A 15,226-nucleotide genomic window follows, 5' to 3' on the forward strand; every position below is an offset into this window, starting at 1 on the left:
GTGGGGGTGGGCGGTCGGATCAGGCGCGCGTCACTTCCAGCTCGGCCGTCTCGGCCGGGGCCGGATCCGGGTCGGTGCGGCGGGTCAGCGCCTCGCCCTCCACATCGACGTGGGGCAGCATCCGGTCCAGCCACTTCGGCAGCCACCACGCCTTGTCGCCGAGCAGCGCCAGCACGGCCGGCACGATCGCCATCCGTACGACGAACGCGTCGAACAGGACCGCGGAGGCCAGCCCGAAACCGATCATCTTGATCATGGAGTCGCTCTCGCCGATGAACCCGGCGAACACCGCGATCATGATCAGGGCGGCGGCCGCCACCACCCGGGCGCTGTGCCGGAAGCCGCTGGTGAGCGCCTCGTCGGCCCGGTCGCCGTGGACGTACGCCTCCCGCGTCCGCGAGACCAGGAACACCTCGTAGTCCATGGCCAGACCGAACACGATGCCCACCAGGAAGATCGGCATCAGGCTCATGATCGGACCGGTCTGCTCCACGCCCAGCAGCTCCGCGCCGTGGCCCTGCTGGAAGACCAGGACGACCACACCGAGGGAGGCGAGCACCGACAGCAGGAACCCGGCGGCCGCCTTGAGCGGGACCAGCAGCGAGCGGAAGACGACCAGCAGCAGGATGACGGCCAGGCCGACCACGACCAGCAGATACGGCACCAGCGCGGACTGCACCTTGTCGGAGATGTCGATGTTCAGCGCGGTGGTGCCGGTGACCTCGAACGTGGCCCCCGTCTCGGACTCCAGGCCGGGCCGCTCGTCCCGGATGACGGTCACCAGGTCCTTGGTCTTCTCGTCGGTCGGCGCGGTGGTGGGCACCGCCGAGAAGACGGCCGTGTCACCGGCCTCGTTGAACCGCGCGGGGGAGACCGACACGACGCCCTCGGTGGCCCCGATCTCCTTCGCGATCGTGTCGGCGGCCCCCTTGGCGTCGGCGGCCCCCTTGGCGTCCACCACGATCGTCAGCGGCCCGTTGAAGCCGGGCCCGAAACCCTCGGCGAGCGCGTCGTAGGCCCGCCGCTCGGTGGTCGAGGTCGCCTTGGCCTCGTCGCCGGGCATGCCCAGCTGGAGGTCGGTCATCGGTATCGCGAGCGCGCCGAGGCCGACGACACCGAGGATCAGCACCGGCAGCGGGCGGCGCAGCACGAACCGGGACCAGCGGGTGCCGCCGTTGTCCTTGACGCTCCCCTCGATACGGCCGCTCTTGCGTGCCTTGCGCGACAGCACCGCGTTCGGCCAGCAGGCGAGGACGGCCGGGACCAGGGTCAGCGCGATCAGTACGGCCACGACGACCGCGCCCGCCGCGGCCAGCCCCATCTTCGTCAGCATCGGGATGCCGACCACGGACAGTCCGGCCAGCGCGATGACGACGGTGAGGCCGGCGAACACGACCGCCGACCCGGCCGTGCCGGTGGCGAGGGCGGTGGCCTCCTCGGGCGTACGGCCCTTGGCGCGCTCCTCGCGGTAGCGGGAGACGACGAACAGGGCGTAGTCGATGCCGACCGCGAGACCCAGCATCATCGCGAGGGTGCCCGTCGTGGTGGACAGCCCGAGCGCGTCGGACAGGGCGAGGATCGAGGCCATGCTGACGCCGACGCCGACCAGCGCGGTCAGCAGCGGCAGTCCGGCGGCGGCCAGCGACCCGAAGGTGATCAGCAGCACGACGGAGGCGATGGCGACACCGATCACCTCGGCCATGCCGCCCGCGCCGCCCTGCTCGGCCAGGGCGGTCCCGCCGGCCTCGACGGTCAGCCCGGAGTCCTGCGCCGCGTGGAGCGTGTCCTCCAGGTGGGTCCTGCTGGCATCGGTGAGGTCGTTCGCGGTGACCCTGTAGGTGACCGTCGCGTACGCCGTGGTGCCGTCCTTGCTCACCGCCCCGGCCTGGAAGGGGTCGACGGCGCTCGCCACCTGGGAACCGTCCGCCAGATCGGCCACCGTCTCCTCGACGGCCTTCTTGTTCTCGGCGGCGGTGACCTTCTCGCCGTTCGGGGCGACGAACACCACCCGGGCGGTGGCGCCGTCCGCCGTGACGCCCGGGAAGCGCTGTTCCATCAGGTCGAACGCCTTCTGGGACTCGATGCCCGGCATGGCGAACCCCTCGTCGGAGGCTCCCGGGGCCTTGAGGGCGCCGACCCCTACGGCGCCCAGTACCGCCAGCCACATCAGGATGACGTACCAGCGTTTGCGGAAGGCCAGTCGGCCCAGCCGATGAAGGAAGGTTGCCATGGGTCGCAGGTCTCCACGTGAGAGGTCTCGGGTGTGTGCCAAGACTCCCGTCGCGGCCCCTGTCCCGTCGTCGTGCGGCTGCCGACAATCCCGGGTACTCAGAACGCAGTACGACCCCGGCGCCGGGTCACCCCGGGGTATGACCGGGGGGCGGCCGGGGGAGGACGCACCGGCGGTCTACATGGTGTGCAGGGTGTCGCGGGAGGCCCTGATGAAGACCTTCAGCGCGTCCCAGAACGGCGTGTAGCAGGCGTCGAAGCGCGCCACGGCACCGGTGTCGCCCTCGATCATGGCCTCGATCGCCTTGTGGAAGGGGCTCGTCGCCCGCCGGACGGTGTTGGCGAGGTCGGCGACCTCCTCGGGCCCCTCCAGCGACACGATCCACGTGAGGTTGCGCAGCGTGGCGTACTCGTCCCGCTGCCGCTCCCGCAGCACCCGCAGCTCCTCCACCTGCTCCGGCCCGAGCCCGCCCTCGGCGCCCCGGACCACGTCGGACACCTTCCAGTGCACGTCGTTCAGCCGCTGCGCCTGCTCGATGAAGCCCGCGTACGCCGTCCGCCGCGCCTCCCGCAGCCGCTCCACCCGCTGCGCGCCCGCCGTCGTGTCCGCCTGTATGCGCGCAGCGCGCGCCGTCCCCCGGCTGGTCACCCAGCTCGCCACCACGGCCGTGCCGGCGGTGAGCGCGGCGATCCAGAACGCGTTGTCAGCCACGCCGGGGGCCCAGCGAGCGCGCGGTGACCCCGGCGAGGTGGGACGCGAACACCGCGCGGGCGTCCGGCGTCAGGGTGCGCAGCGCCACCAGGGCGGTGATGACCACGTCGCACAGCTCCGCCTGCACGTCGTCCCAGGTGTGGGTGGTGCCCTTGCGCGGGTTCTGCCCCGTCGCGCCGATCACCGCCTGCGCGACCTCGCCGACCTCCTCCTGGAGCTTCAACATCCGCAGCAGCAGACCCTCTCGGCCGCCGTACGGCTGGTCCGCCTCCAGCCAGGCGTGCAGGTCGGCGACGGAGTGCCAGAGGTCGTCGGGGGAGTGGTTCTGCTCGCTCATGGGCGCAGCTTGCCACGCCCCTGTGACAACGACGGCCGATCCGCCGAAAGGGCGGACGACAGCCGATCCGCCGGAACGGCGAAGCTCACGGCCGATCCGCCGGAACGGCGAAGCTCACGGCCGATCCGCCGGAACGGCGAAGCTCACTCCTCGAACAACGCCTCCTGCTCGCCCTCCTTCTCCTTGCGCACCCGCTGGTTGCGCAGGCCCACGACCACCGCGGTGACCGCGGCCGTACCGGCGAGCGCCACCGGGACCATCCAGCCCCGGTCGACGACATGGCGCAGCGCGTGGTCGAGGGAGAGCCGGCCGGGCCCGGCGACGGCGAGGCCCGCGGCGGCCAGGCCCAGGGTCGCGGCGTACTCGTAGCCGCCCTCGGCGTTGAAGAAGCCGTTGGGCGCGTGGATCGCGGCCGCTCCGCCCATCGCGCCCGCCGCGGCGGCACCGGCCGCGGGCGTCGCGAGGCCCAGCGCGAGCAGCGCGCCGCCGCCGGTCTCGGCGAGGCCGGCGGCGGTGGCGCTGGCCTTGCCAGGCGCGTACCCGACGGACTCCATGAACGCGCCGGTGCCCTCGATGCCGTGCCCGCCGAACCAGCCGAACAGCTTCTGCGTCCCGTGCGCGGCGAGCACACCGCCCGTGCCCAGCCGCAGGAGCAGCAGTCCCAGATCGCGTCGGTCGAATGAGGTCATGAGAACTCCCGGGCAGCCGGTGCGTCGGTTCCCCTCCCGCGTATCCACCGTCGCACCGATCACACCTGCCCGGCCCGTACGGGCCGCCGTTCGGGTGGCCCGGGACCGGGGGCACGTCTCCGGTGGCGCACCCCCGGCGACGGTGTGAGGCTGACCGCCATGACGATCGCACCCGCCAAACTCAGCGACCCGGCCGTCCGGGCCTTCGTCGCCGCGGTGAACTCCCAGGACGAGAACGCGTTCTTCGCGCTGCTCACGGAGGACGCGACGATGTCGGACGACGGCTCCGACCGTGACCTCGCGGACTGGACCGACCGGGAGATCTTCTCCTCCCACGGCCACATCGAGGTCCAGCGCGAGTCCGCGGGCGGCCGTGCCCTGGTCGCCAACTACCGCAACGACACCTGGGGCGAGATGCGCACCGCGTGGCGCTTCACGGTGTCGGAGGACGGCAGGATCAGCCGGTTCGAGACGGGTCAGGCGTAACCCGTCCCCGTCCGGGGCTTGCGTTCGTGTGCACTCCAACTCATACCGTCCGAGGGCATGGAGACGAACACGTACACGAGGCCGTTGGGCCGCAGCGGTATCCAGGTCAGCGCCCTCGGCTTCGGCTGCTGGGCGATCGGCGGTGAGTGGCAGGACACCGACGGCCGGCCGCTCGGCTGGGGCAAGGTGGACGACGAGGAGTCCGTACGCGCGGTGCACCGCGCGCTCGACCTCGGCGTCACCTTCTTCGACACGGCCGACACCTACGGCGCCGGCCACAGCGAACGCGTCCTCGGCCGGGCCCTCGGCAAGCGCCGCGCGGACGTCGTCGTGGCCACCAAGTGGGGCAACCTCTTCGACGAGGCCACCCGCACCCTCACCGGCCAGGACGACACCCCGGCGCATGCCCGCCGCGCCCTCACCGCCTCCCTGGACCGTCTCGGCACCGACCATGTCGACCTGTACCAGCTGCACCTCTCCGACGCCGACCCCGAGCGCGCGGCCGAACTCCGCGAGACCTGCGAGGAGTTCGTACGGGAGGGGCTGATCCGGGCGTACGCGTGGAGCACGGACGACCCGGAGCGAGCCGCCGTGTTCGCCGAGGGCCCGCACTGCGCGGCCGTGCAGCACCGGCTGAACCTACTCCAGGACGCGCCCGAACTCCTCGCGCTGTGCGCGGAGTCGAACCTCGCGAGCATCAACCGCAGCCCCCTGGCCATGGGTCTGCTCACGGGCAAGCACACTGGCGGGCGCGCCCTGGAGGCCGGTGACATCCGCTCCACCCCGCCCGCGTGGCTGCCCGGCTTCAGCGCGGACGGCGGCGCCGACCCGGAGTGGCTCGGCCGGGTCGAGGCGCTGCGCGAGATCCTCACCGCCGGGGGCCGCACGCTCGCGCAGGGCGCCCTCGCGTGGATCTGGGCCCGCAGCCCTCTGACCGTGCCCATCCCGGGCTTCCGCTCGGTCGCCCAGGCCGAGGAGAACGCGGGCGCCCTCGCGCGGGGGCCGCTCACCGCGGACCAGCTCGCCGAGATCGACCGCGTCCTGGGGCGGTGAGCGTCGGCCGTCCGGCCGGACGTGACGTCATGTCCGCGCCGAGGCCGTAGAGCGAGTCGGGGACCGGACGCCGGCGGGGCGGCGACGCCGAGGTGACGGGGCGGCGACGCCGATGTGGTGGCAGCCGTTCCGCGCTCCGGTGCTTACCTCGCGGTCCCACGCGAGGTCCGCCCCCTTCCGGAACACGGAACGGCTGCCGCCTCCCCCTCGGGTTGGCCACGGAAGCCGCCGCCTCCAAGTGTGAAGCTCTCGTGGAGACGCGTCCTGAGCATATGCCTGCCACGTGCTCTTATGGAGCGGAGCATCAGCTTCCGTTTGTGCAGGTTGAGCCGTGGACGAGTGTGGCGTACACCCGTGTCGGCCGGCTCAGCCCCGCCCCACGTACGGCATCGTCGTCGCCATCACCGTCGCGAACTGCACATTCGCCTCCAGCGGCAGCTCCGCCATGTGCCGCACGGTCCGGGCCACGTCCCGCACGTCCATCACCGGCTCCGGCACGAGCTGCCCGTTCGCCTGGAGGACCCCGCTCGCCATGCGTTCGGTCATGTCCGTCGCCGCGTTGCCGATGTCGATCTGGCCGACCGCGATGCCGTACGGCCGCCCGTCCAGCGAGAGCGACTTGGTCAGGCCGGTCAGGGCGTGCTTGGTCGCGGTGTAGGCGACGGAGTGCGGGCGGGGCGTGTGCGCGGAGATGGAGCCGTTGTTGATGATCCGCCCGCCCCGCGGGTCCTGGTCCTTCATCTGCCGGTACGCCGCCTGCGCGCACAGGAACGCCCCGTTGAGGTTGGTGTCCACGACGTGCCGCCAGGCCGCGTAGTCCAGCTCCTCCACCGGCACCCCGCCCGGGCCGAAGGTGCCCGCGTTGTTGAACAGCAGGTCCAGCCGTCCGAACCGGTCGCGCACGGCGGCGAGGAGCGCGTCCACGTCGCCGGGCCGGGAGACGTCCGTACGGACGCACAGTGCCTCCGGGGCGCCGGTGCCGGTGCCGGTGCCCGGGTCCGCGTCCGCCGTGGCGCCGGCCTCGGCCGCCGTCTCGGCGAGCTTGTCCTCGCGGCGGCCCGCGAGCGCCACCGACCAGCCCGTGCGGAGCAGTTCCACCGCCACGGCACGGCCGATGCCGGAGCCCGCACCCGTCACGATCGCGATCTTGGTTCGCATAGCGTTCATGGCCCCGCAGCGTAAGGGAGGGAGACGCGCCCGGCCGCGCGCAAGGGGTCCGCCATGCGGAACTCATCCGTCCGCCATCTGGGTGTTGTGTACGTGACAGAAGATCGTCGACCCTGGCCACTCCAATGCCGAAAGACAACCACCGTCAGACGAGGGCCAGATGACACCCACAGCCCAGAACGCCCGCACCTCCCCGTGGCCGACGCCGTCCCGTTCGTCCCACGCGGCCGAACTCCGCGCCGCCGCACGCCACTTCGACCGCCGCCGCTTCCTGACCGTCACCGGAGCCGCCGCCGCGCTCGCCTTCGCCACCAACCTTCCGGCGGCCGGCGCGGCGGCAGCCGCCACGCTCGACGCCCGGAAGATCACCGAGGACCCCTTCACCCTCGGCGTGGCCTCCGGCGACCCGCTCTCCACCTCCGTGCTGCTGTGGACCCGGCTCGCCCCGGCCCCGTACCAGCCGGACGGCGGCCTGCCGGCCGAACGGGTCACCGTCCACTGGGAGTTGGCGCACGACGAGAGATTCCGACGGGTCGTCAGACGCGGTACCGCCACCGCCCACCCCGAGTTCCACCACACCGTCCACGTCGAGGTCGACTTCCTCGCCCCCGGCCGCGTCTACTACTACCGCTTCCGCACCGGCACCTGGATCAGCGAGACCGGCCGCACCCGCACCGCCCCCGGCCACCTGACCGGCGCCACCGGCCTGTCCTTCGCGGCCGTCTCCTGCCAGCGCTACGACCAGGGCTACTACACCGCCTACCGGCACCTGGCCGACGAGGACATCGATGTCGTCTTCCACCTCGGGGACTACCTCTACGAGTACGCGGTGAACTCCGTCGGCGGCGCCCGCAACTACACCGACCGCGTCCTGCCCGACGTCTTCAACCACGAGACGGTCACCCTGGAGGACTACCGGCTGCGCTACGCCCTCCACAAGACCGACCCCGACCAGCGGGCCGCCCACGCCGCGCACCCCTTCGTCGTCACCTGGGACGACCACGAGACCGAGAACAACTACGCGGGCGAGCACCCCGACGGCGGCGAGCCCTCCGAGGAGTTCCTGCTGCGCCGCGCCGCCGCCTACCGCGCGTACTGGGAGAACCAGCCGCTGCGCCGCCCGCAGCGCCCCGACGGGCCCGACATGAAGCTGTACCGCCGCTTCCGGTGGGGCCGCCTCGCCCAGTTCGACATACTCGACACCCGCCAGTACCGCTCCAACCAGGCCCAGGGCGACGGCTGGCAGATCCCCGGCCCGGAGTCCGCCGACCCCGCCCGCACGATGACCGGCGCCACCCAGGAACGCTGGCTCCTGGACGGCTGGGACCGGTCCGACGCCGTCTGGAACGTCGTCCCCCAGCAGGTCACCTTCTCCCAGCGCCGCAACGCCGTCGGCGACGTCTACCGGGTGGCGATGGACGCCTGGGACGGCTACACCGCCTCCCGCGAACGCCTCCTCGCGGGCGCGCAGGCCGCCGGCGTCGAGAACCTGATGGTCCTCACCGGCGACGTCCACGTCGGCTACGCCTTCGACATCAAGCGCGACTTCGACGACCGCGCGTCCCGGACCGTCGGCACGGAGCTCGTCGCCACCTCCGTCAGCAGCGGCGGCAACGGCTCCGACAAGCCCGCGAACTGGGACACCTACATGACCGCCAACCCCCACATGCGCTTCTACAACGGCCGTCGCGGCTACCTCACGGTCGCCCTCGACCGCGAGTCCGCCCGCGCCGACTTCAAGGCCGTGCCCTACGTGACGACGACCGGGGCCGGGATCTCCACGGTCGCGTCGTTCGCGGTGGAGGCGGGCAACCCGGGGCTCACGCCGGTGTAGTCACCAGCGCGTCGCCCAGGTGGCCGTCCTCGCCGGGATAGCGCACCCCGATGCGGTCGCGGATCGCGTCCAGGGTGCGCATCACGGCGAGGGTGCCGTCGAGGGGGACGAGCGGGGACTCCGTCTCGCCGGCGCGCAGGGCCCGCATCACCTCCCGGGCCTCGTGACGGAAGCTGTTGCGTGGCCCGTCGGCCGGGTCCGCGGTGAAGACCTCCGGCTCGCGGCCCACCCGGTGCAGGACGAAACGGTCCGCGAAGAAGAAGCCGTCCGGGATGTCGATCCGGCCCTCGGAGCCGGTGACCGACGCGCTGGTGGCGGTACCGCCGACGATGGAGCAGTGCACCGACGCCAGGGCACCGCTCTCCCAGGAGAGCAGTGCGCCCGTCTGGAGGTCGACGCCCTCCTTCGAGAGCACCGCCTTCGCCGTCACGTCCGACGGCTCCCCGAGCAGCAGATGCGCGAAGGAGATCGGGTACACACCCAGGTCGAGCAGCGCGCCCCCGCCCTGCGCCGGGTCCCGCAGCCGGTGCGTCGGCGCGACCGGGCCGAGGATGCCGAAGTCGGCGTGGACGGTCCGCACCTCACCGATCGCGCCGTCCCGCACCATCGCCGCGAGCCGTCGCACCACCGGATTGCAGTAGGTCCACATGGCCTCCATCAGGAACCGCCCGCGCTCCCGCGCCAGCGCGACCAGTTCCTCCGCCTCGCGCACGTTCAGCGTGAACGGCTTCTCGCACAGCACGTTCCGCCCGGCCTCCAGGCACATCCCGGCGGCCGTCCGGTGCGCCGAGTGCGGTGTGGCGACGTACACCACATCCACGTCCGCGTCCTCGGCGAGCGCGCGCCAGTCGCCGTACGCCCTCGGTATCCCGAACCGTTCCGCGAAGGTCTTCGCGGAGTCCTCGCTGCGCGAGGCCACCGCCACGACCTCGGCGTCCGGCAGGTCGACGAGGTCGGCCGTGAAGGCCGCGGCGATCCCTCCGGTCGCCAGGATCCCCCACCGCACACGCCCGTCGTTCGACATCGCCACCCCTGTCCTCGGCCCCGGGGCGGGACTGTGACCCCACCCACGTCGTACGAGCTGAGAGCATAGGTGGCGGAACCATCGAAGAGGGAGGGGCACATGCCCGAGGGGCACATACCCGGCTCGGCACCGGCCGAGCCGAACACGGGGGCGCAGGCGGCGGGGCGCACGGGGCCTGTCCGGCCCGGGACGCCGGGGCGGGGCTTTTCTCCCGCACCGGCCGCGTCGTCCGTGCAGGCCGTCTCCCCAGGACCGGCCGCGTTCTCCGTGCAGGCCGTCTCCCCAGCGCAGGCGGCTTCCTCCGCACAGGTTGCTTCCTCCGTAGAGGGCGGTTCCTCCGTAGAGGGCGGTTCCTCCGTACAGGCCGGTTCTCCGGCATCGGCGGGGTCCCTCGGAAAGCCGCAGCCACAGCCACAGCCGCAGCCGGGCCAGACCGCCCTGCGCCGCACCGGGCTCCTCGTCACCCTCATCCTCGGCGGGCTCACCGCCACGCCGCCGCTCGCGATGGACATGTACCTCCCGGCCCTGCCGGAGGTCACCACCTCCCTCCACGCCCCCGCCACGACGGTCCAGCTCACCCTCACCGCCTGCCTCGCCGGCATGGCGCTCGGCCAGCTGCTGATCGGCCCGATGAGCGACCGCTGGGGCCGCAGGCGCCCCCTCCTCCTCGGCCTCGCCGTCTACATCGTCGCCACCGCGCTCTGCGCCCTCGCCCCCACCATCGAGACCCTCGTCGCCTTCCGCGTGGTGCAGGGCCTCGCCGGTTCGGCCGGGATCGTCATCGCGCGGGCGGTGGTCCGCGACCTGTACGACGGCGACGCGATGGCCCGCTTCTTCTCGACGCTGATGCTGGTCTCCGGAGTGGCCCCGATCGTCGCGCCGCTGATCGGGGGCCAGATCCTCCGCGTCACCGACTGGCGGGGCGTCTTCGTCGTCCTCATCGCCATCGGCCTCGCCCTGCTCGCGGTCGTCTGGGCGAAGCTCCCCGAGACGCTCGCCCCCGCCGAACGCCACGGCGGCGGCATCGGCGAGACCTTGCACGCCATGCGCGGCCTGCTCGCCGACCGGGTCTTCATGGGCTACACGCTCGCCGGCGGCTTCGCCTTCGCCGCCCTCTTCGCCTACATCAGCGCCTCCCCGTTCGTGATCCAGGAGATCTACGGCGCCTCCCCGCAGACCTTCAGCCTGCTCTTCGGCGTCAACTCCGTCGGCCTCGTCATCGTCGGCCAGATCAACGGCAAGATCCTGGTCGGCCGGGTCAGCCTGGACAAGGTGTTCGCCGTCGGCCTCACCGTCGTCGCCGTCTCCGCGACCGCGCTGCTGCTGATGTCGCTCGGCGTCTTCGGCGAGGTCGGCCTCGTCCCGGTGTCGGCCGCCCTCTTCGTGCTGATGTCCGCGATGGGCGTCACCCTGCCCAACACCCAGGCGCTCGCCCTGATGCGGGTACGCCACGCGGCGGGTTCCGCGTCGGCCCTGCTGGGTACCTCGTCCTTCCTGATCGGCGCGATAGCGTCCCCCCTGGTCGGCGTCGCGGGAGAGGACACGGCCGTCCCCATGGCCGTCGTCCAGCTGTCCGCGACACTGGTGGCCGCGGTCTGCTTCGTGGCACTGTGCCGTCCTTGGAACAGGCGTACGGCAGTGGGTACTTCGACGGGTACGACGAGTACGACGGTGGAGGGAGCGGAGAGCTGAGCGCGCCGAGACTGCGCACGGACACCCCGGAACGGGCCGGACTCGACCCCGAGGAACTGCGCCATCTCGGGCGAGAGGTGCGCGCGCTGACGGAAGGCGACCGCCCCCTGGCCCCCGCCGCCGTGGTCCTCGCCGGCCGCGGCCCCGTCGTCGCCGTCGAGGAGGCCGCGGGCTGGGCCGTCCGCTACGAGGCCTACGACGAGCGCGCCGACACCGGAGTGGAGCTGCCGCCCGCCGCCCGGATCCCGGCGCGGCCGGACACCCCCTTCGACCTGGCCTCCCTCACCAAGCTCTTCACCGCCGTGGCCGCCGTCCAGCAACTGGAGCGCGGCACCCTCGGCATCGACGCGAAGGTGGCGGCGTACCTCCCCGACTTCACGGGCGCCGCCGCGCACGGCCTCACCGTCCGCCACCTCCTCACCCACACCTCCGGGCTGCGCCCCGAACTCCCGCTGTACGACTGCCCCTCGCCGGCCGCCCGGCTGGCGATGCTCCGCGCGGAGGCCCCGACGGCGACCCCGGGCACGGCCCACGTCTACTCCGACCTGAACCTCCTGCTCCTCCAGCACGTCCTGGAACGCCTCACCGGCCGGACCCTCGACGTGCTGATCCGCGACGGCATCACCCACCCCCTGGGCATGGTGTCGACCACCTTCGGCCCCTGCCCGGCGGCCGCGGCGACCGAGGACCAGCGCCGGCCCTGGGCGAAGGCGGACCGGGGCATGGTCCGCGGTGTGGTCCACGACGAGAACGCCTGGTCCCTCGGCGGTGTCGCCGGCCACGCGGGTCTCTTCTCCACCGCCCGCGACCTGGCCGTCTTCTGTCGCACCCTGCTGGCGGGCGGCTCCTACGGCCCCGCCCGCATACTCGGCCCCGACTTCGTCGAGCTGATGCTGACCCCGCCGGGCCTCGGCTTCGCCCTCGACCAGCCCTGGTTCATGGGCGGGCTGGCGGGCCGGGGAGCCGCCGGCCACACCGGCTTCACGGGCACGTCCCTGGTCCTGGACCGGGCGACGGACACCTTCCTCGTCCTCCTCACCAACGCGGTCCACCCCCGCCGCCGCGACCCGGTCAACAGGGCCCGGGCGGCGGCGGGGACCCGGCTGGCGCGGGCGGTACGGGGGATGTGACGGGCCGGAGCCCTGAAGCCGGCCGCGGCGCGGCGCGCGGGCGGGTCGCGAGGTGCCGCGCATCGCGACCCGGGTACGCGGCCGGTGGCTGATCGTGTCGCGGTTCAGTGCGGGTGGGCCGGGGCGGTCAGCCGCTCCGCCAGGTGGTCCACGAACGCGATGAGCCATTCCAGGCGGGGGCCGCCGCGCGCCACCCGGAACCCGTGGCGCCGGGCGTGGAACGCGGCGCGCACGGCCTCCACCTGCGCCCAGCGCCGCAGCCGCTCCCCGTCGACCTCGGCCGCCTCGGCGAAGACGTCCAGCACCCGGCGGACGGCCGCGCCGAGGTCGTCCGCCGCGATGAGACTCAGCGCTCGCGACTTCAGCAGCGTGCCACCGTCGTACGCGGGGTCCCCCGCCAGCCCCTTGGGGTCGACGGCCAGCCACGGCTCACGCTCGGCCCGCAGGATGTTCCTGGCGTGGAGATCGCCGTGCACGACGGTCTCCGGCTGGTCGGGCCCCAGCTCACGCAGCGTGGCCAGCGCGGCGTCCACCGTGCGGCGGGGCAGCGCGTGCGTCAGCTCCCCGGCGTCCGCGCGCAGTTCCTCCGCCCAGGCGCCGGTCCGCTCCCGCAGCCGGGGCAGCCCGGCCGGCGCGGGCACGGCCAGCCGCCGGCTCAGCCGCCCGGCGACGGTCACGATCTCGTCCTCGTCGCCGAGGTCCGCCAGCGTCGACGGCCGGACCCGTTCCAGCAGCATCGCGAACCGCTCGTCGTCGCGCCGGTACAGCCGTACGGCCCCACACCCGCCCCAGGCCTCGAAGGCGTCCGGCTCATGGACGTTCCCCGGGTGCGGGAACGACACCTTCAGGACGGCGTCGGGCTCTCCCCGCCGCGCCACGGGGACGATCACCCCGACACCGCCGTGCACGACGTCCCCGTCCGGCGCACACCCCCACCGGTCCAGCAACTCGCCCACGACGCGCGGCAGTTCGGCGAGCCACGCCGCCCCCGGCTCGCCCTCCCGCTCGACCGTGCTCCGTACGAACGCGTCGGGTACCTCGATCATCCCGGCACCCTACGCCCCGCCCCGGCCCCGGGGAGCGGGGCCGGGGCGGCCGGCACGCTCGCGCCCCCTCGTAGAATCGCCCCGTGAACGCCCCCGCCTCCTCCGCCCCCTCTTCGGCCGACGCCCTCCGTGCCGCCCTCGCCGGTCTGCTCGACGGGCTGCCGCCGAAGTCGGCGACCCAGGCGGTCGAGCGGCTGATCACGAACTACCGGGGGCGGACACCGACGGACGCGCCCGTGCTGCGGGACCGGTCGGACGTCGTCGCGTACGCGGCGTACCGGATGCCGGCGACGTTCGAGGCGGTGTGCTCGGCGCTGGAGGCGTTCGCGGCGGCGGTGCCCGGGTGGGCGCCCGCCGGCCATGTGGACATCGGCGGGGGCACGGGCGCGGCGACCTGGGCGGTGAACGCGACCTGGGAGGGCGCGCGGCCGGTCACGGTGCTCGACTGGGCCGAGCCGGCGCTCGCGCTAGGCCGGGAGATCGCCGCCGCCCACCCGGAGCTGAAGTCCGCCGAGTGGCAGCGCTCCCGGATCGGCTCGGCGCTCACCCTCGACAGCACCGACCTCGTCACCGTCTCCTATGTCCTGGGCGAGCTGACCGCGGCCGACCGCACGGCCGTCGTCGAGGCGGCCGCGACCGCCGCGCAGGCCGTCGTGATCATCGAGCCCGGCACGCCCGACGGCTACGCCCGGGTCATCGAGGCCCGCGACCGCCTGATCGCCGCCGGCTTCCACATCGCCGCCCCCTGCCCGCACAGCGCCGCCTGCCCGATCGTCCCCGGCGAGGACTGGTGCCACTTCTCGGCCCGGGTCAGCCGCTCCTCCCTGCACCGCCAGGTCAAGGGCGGCTCCCTGTCGTACGAGGACGAGAAGTTCAGCTACGTCGCCGCCACCCGCTTCCCCCCGGCCCCGGCCTCCTCCCGCATCGTCCGCAGGCCCCAGATCCGCAAGGGCCAGGTCCTCCTCGACCTCTGCGCACCCGAGCCGGCCCTCACCCGGACCACGGTCACCAAGCGCCACGGCCCGCTGTACCGGGCGGCCCGCGACGCGGACTGGGGCGACAGCTGGCCGCCGCCGCCCGGGGACGACGACCGGACGTCCTGACCTCGCCGACCTCGCTGCGGCCCGTGCGCGGTCCGGTGCGCGGTCCAGCGGTGGTCCGGCGCGTGGTCCGGTCCGGCGAAAAAGAAGTTGCGCCGCCCACGCGGTCTGCGGCTATCTCATTGATCATGTCCACCACCCCGCACCTGGCCGAGATCACCCCCGCCAACCTCGCCGCCGCGCTCGGCGTCCGGGTCCGTCCCGATCAGGAACACCTCGTCGAGCCGGTCGCGCAGTCGCTGGCCGAGGCGTACGTCCACCCCGGGGTCGCCTGGCCCCGGCTCATCATGGACGGCGAGCGCGCGGTCGGGTTCCTGATGGCCTTCCTCGACATCGACTGGAAGGGCGACGGCTCGGGCACCGACATCCGTTCCGGGCTCTGGCGGCTCAACATCGCCGCCGACGAGCAGGGGAGGGGGTACGGCCGCTTCGCCGTCGCGTCCGTGGCCGACGAGATCCGCCGCCGGGGCGGCGACCGCCTCTTCGTCACCTGGCACCCCGGCCCCGACGGCCCGGAGGACTTCTACCTCGGCCTCGGCTTCCGCACGACGGGCGAGACCAGCGGCAGCCAGACGGTCGGCCTACTGGAGCTCGCCGAATGACCGCCGTCCCCGGCTCCCCGGGCGAGTCCTGCTGGATGGACCTCAAGACCCGCGATCTGCCCGCCACCACCGCCTGTTTCGCCGTGGTCCAGCTCCACAACCGCCTCGGGAACCGCTGAGACGGC

The 15,226-nt window shown here is 73.3% G+C and carries 15 protein-coding genes; 8 read left to right on the forward strand and 7 right to left on the reverse strand.

Annotated features, from left to right (window positions below):
* Positions 1-19: 19 nt before the first annotated feature.
* The 4 genes from HW837_RS37475 to HW837_RS37490 form a co-directional block, all read right to left on the reverse strand.
* Positions 20-2,230 (reverse strand): MMPL family transporter, encoded by a 2,211-nt coding sequence (locus HW837_RS37475; protein ID WP_193381680.1) that lies wholly within the window; start codon positions 2,228-2,230, stop codon positions 20-22.
* A 177-nt stretch (positions 2,231-2,407) separates the two neighbouring features.
* On the reverse strand, positions 2,408-2,941 hold the full coding sequence (locus HW837_RS37480) for a hypothetical protein (protein WP_193381681.1): 534 nt from the start codon (positions 2,939-2,941) through the stop codon (positions 2,408-2,410).
* Positions 2,934-3,278 (reverse strand): MazG-like family protein, encoded by a 345-nt coding sequence (locus HW837_RS37485; RefSeq protein WP_045562806.1) that lies wholly within the window; start codon positions 3,276-3,278, stop codon positions 2,934-2,936. The genes HW837_RS37480 and HW837_RS37485 overlap by 8 nt, the downstream gene beginning before the upstream one ends.
* A gap of 143 nt (positions 3,279-3,421) precedes the next feature.
* Entirely contained in the window at positions 3,422-3,967 is a 546-nt protein-coding gene (locus tag HW837_RS37490) for a DoxX family membrane protein (RefSeq protein ID WP_045562807.1), read from the reverse strand.
* 159 nt (positions 3,968-4,126) lie between these two features.
* Between HW837_RS37490 and HW837_RS37495 the strand changes: the two genes are divergently transcribed.
* Complete coding sequence (locus HW837_RS37495; protein WP_045562862.1) at positions 4,127-4,453, forward strand: nuclear transport factor 2-like protein; 327 nt, start codon at positions 4,127-4,129, stop codon at positions 4,451-4,453.
* Between the two features lie 57 nt (positions 4,454-4,510).
* Positions 4,511-5,506: an aldo/keto reductase gene (locus HW837_RS37500; protein ID WP_045562808.1), complete on the forward strand. Its 996-nt coding sequence runs from the start codon at positions 4,511-4,513 to the stop codon at positions 5,504-5,506.
* 366 nt (positions 5,507-5,872) lie between these two features.
* Here the strand turns inward: HW837_RS37500 and HW837_RS37505 are convergent, their stop codons facing one another.
* A complete protein-coding gene (locus tag HW837_RS37505) occupies positions 5,873-6,673 on the reverse strand; it encodes an SDR family oxidoreductase (RefSeq protein ID WP_045562809.1) in 801 nt (266 codons plus the stop codon).
* A gap of 160 nt (positions 6,674-6,833) precedes the next feature.
* On the opposite strand from HW837_RS37505, the gene HW837_RS37510 reads away from it, so the two are divergent.
* Positions 6,834-8,507, forward strand: a complete 1,674-nt coding sequence (locus HW837_RS37510) for an alkaline phosphatase D family protein (RefSeq protein ID WP_193381682.1) — start codon at positions 6,834-6,836, stop codon at positions 8,505-8,507.
* On the opposite strand, the gene HW837_RS37515 is transcribed toward HW837_RS37510, so the two are convergent.
* Positions 8,494-9,531: a Gfo/Idh/MocA family protein gene (locus HW837_RS37515; protein ID WP_045562811.1), complete on the reverse strand. Its 1,038-nt coding sequence runs from the start codon at positions 9,529-9,531 to the stop codon at positions 8,494-8,496. The genes HW837_RS37510 and HW837_RS37515 overlap by 14 nt on opposite strands.
* 99 nt (positions 9,532-9,630) lie before the next feature.
* Here HW837_RS37515 and HW837_RS37520 point away from each other — a divergent pair, with 99 nt between their 5' ends.
* Positions 9,631-11,223 (forward strand): multidrug effflux MFS transporter, encoded by a 1,593-nt coding sequence (locus tag HW837_RS37520; RefSeq protein WP_193382661.1) that lies wholly within the window; start codon positions 9,631-9,633, stop codon positions 11,221-11,223.
* Positions 11,151-12,353, forward strand: a complete 1,203-nt coding sequence (locus HW837_RS37525) for a serine hydrolase domain-containing protein (protein ID WP_093792293.1) — start codon at positions 11,151-11,153, stop codon at positions 12,351-12,353. The genes HW837_RS37520 and HW837_RS37525 overlap by 73 nt, the downstream gene beginning before the upstream one ends.
* A gap of 104 nt (positions 12,354-12,457) precedes the next feature.
* Here HW837_RS37525 and HW837_RS37530 read toward each other — a convergent pair whose 3' ends face one another.
* Positions 12,458-13,399 (reverse strand): aminoglycoside phosphotransferase family protein, encoded by a 942-nt coding sequence (locus tag HW837_RS37530; protein WP_193381684.1) that lies wholly within the window; start codon positions 13,397-13,399, stop codon positions 12,458-12,460.
* A gap of 83 nt (positions 13,400-13,482) precedes the next feature.
* Between HW837_RS37530 and HW837_RS37535 the strand changes: the two genes are divergently transcribed.
* The 3 genes from HW837_RS37535 to HW837_RS49760 all read left to right on the forward strand — a co-directional run bounded on the left by HW837_RS37535 (position 13,483) and on the right by HW837_RS49760 (position 15,220).
* Positions 13,483-14,502 carry a small ribosomal subunit Rsm22 family protein gene (locus HW837_RS37535; protein ID WP_045562815.1) on the forward strand — a complete coding sequence of 340 codons (1,020 nt, stop codon included), beginning with the start codon at positions 13,483-13,485 and terminating at the stop codon, positions 14,500-14,502.
* A 125-nt stretch (positions 14,503-14,627) separates the two neighbouring features.
* Positions 14,628-15,101, forward strand: a complete 474-nt coding sequence (locus tag HW837_RS37540) for a GNAT family N-acetyltransferase (protein ID WP_045562863.1) — start codon at positions 14,628-14,630, stop codon at positions 15,099-15,101.
* Positions 15,098-15,220 (forward strand): hypothetical protein, encoded by a 123-nt coding sequence (locus HW837_RS49760; protein WP_269153791.1) that lies wholly within the window; start codon positions 15,098-15,100, stop codon positions 15,218-15,220. The genes HW837_RS37540 and HW837_RS49760 overlap by 4 nt, the downstream gene beginning before the upstream one ends.
* The last annotated feature ends 6 nt before the right edge of the window (positions 15,221-15,226 follow it).

Origin of the sequence: Streptomyces caniscabiei, from assembly GCF_014930365.1 — a bacterium.
Taxonomy (GTDB): domain Bacteria; phylum Actinomycetota; class Actinomycetes; order Streptomycetales; family Streptomycetaceae; genus Streptomyces; species Streptomyces caniscabiei.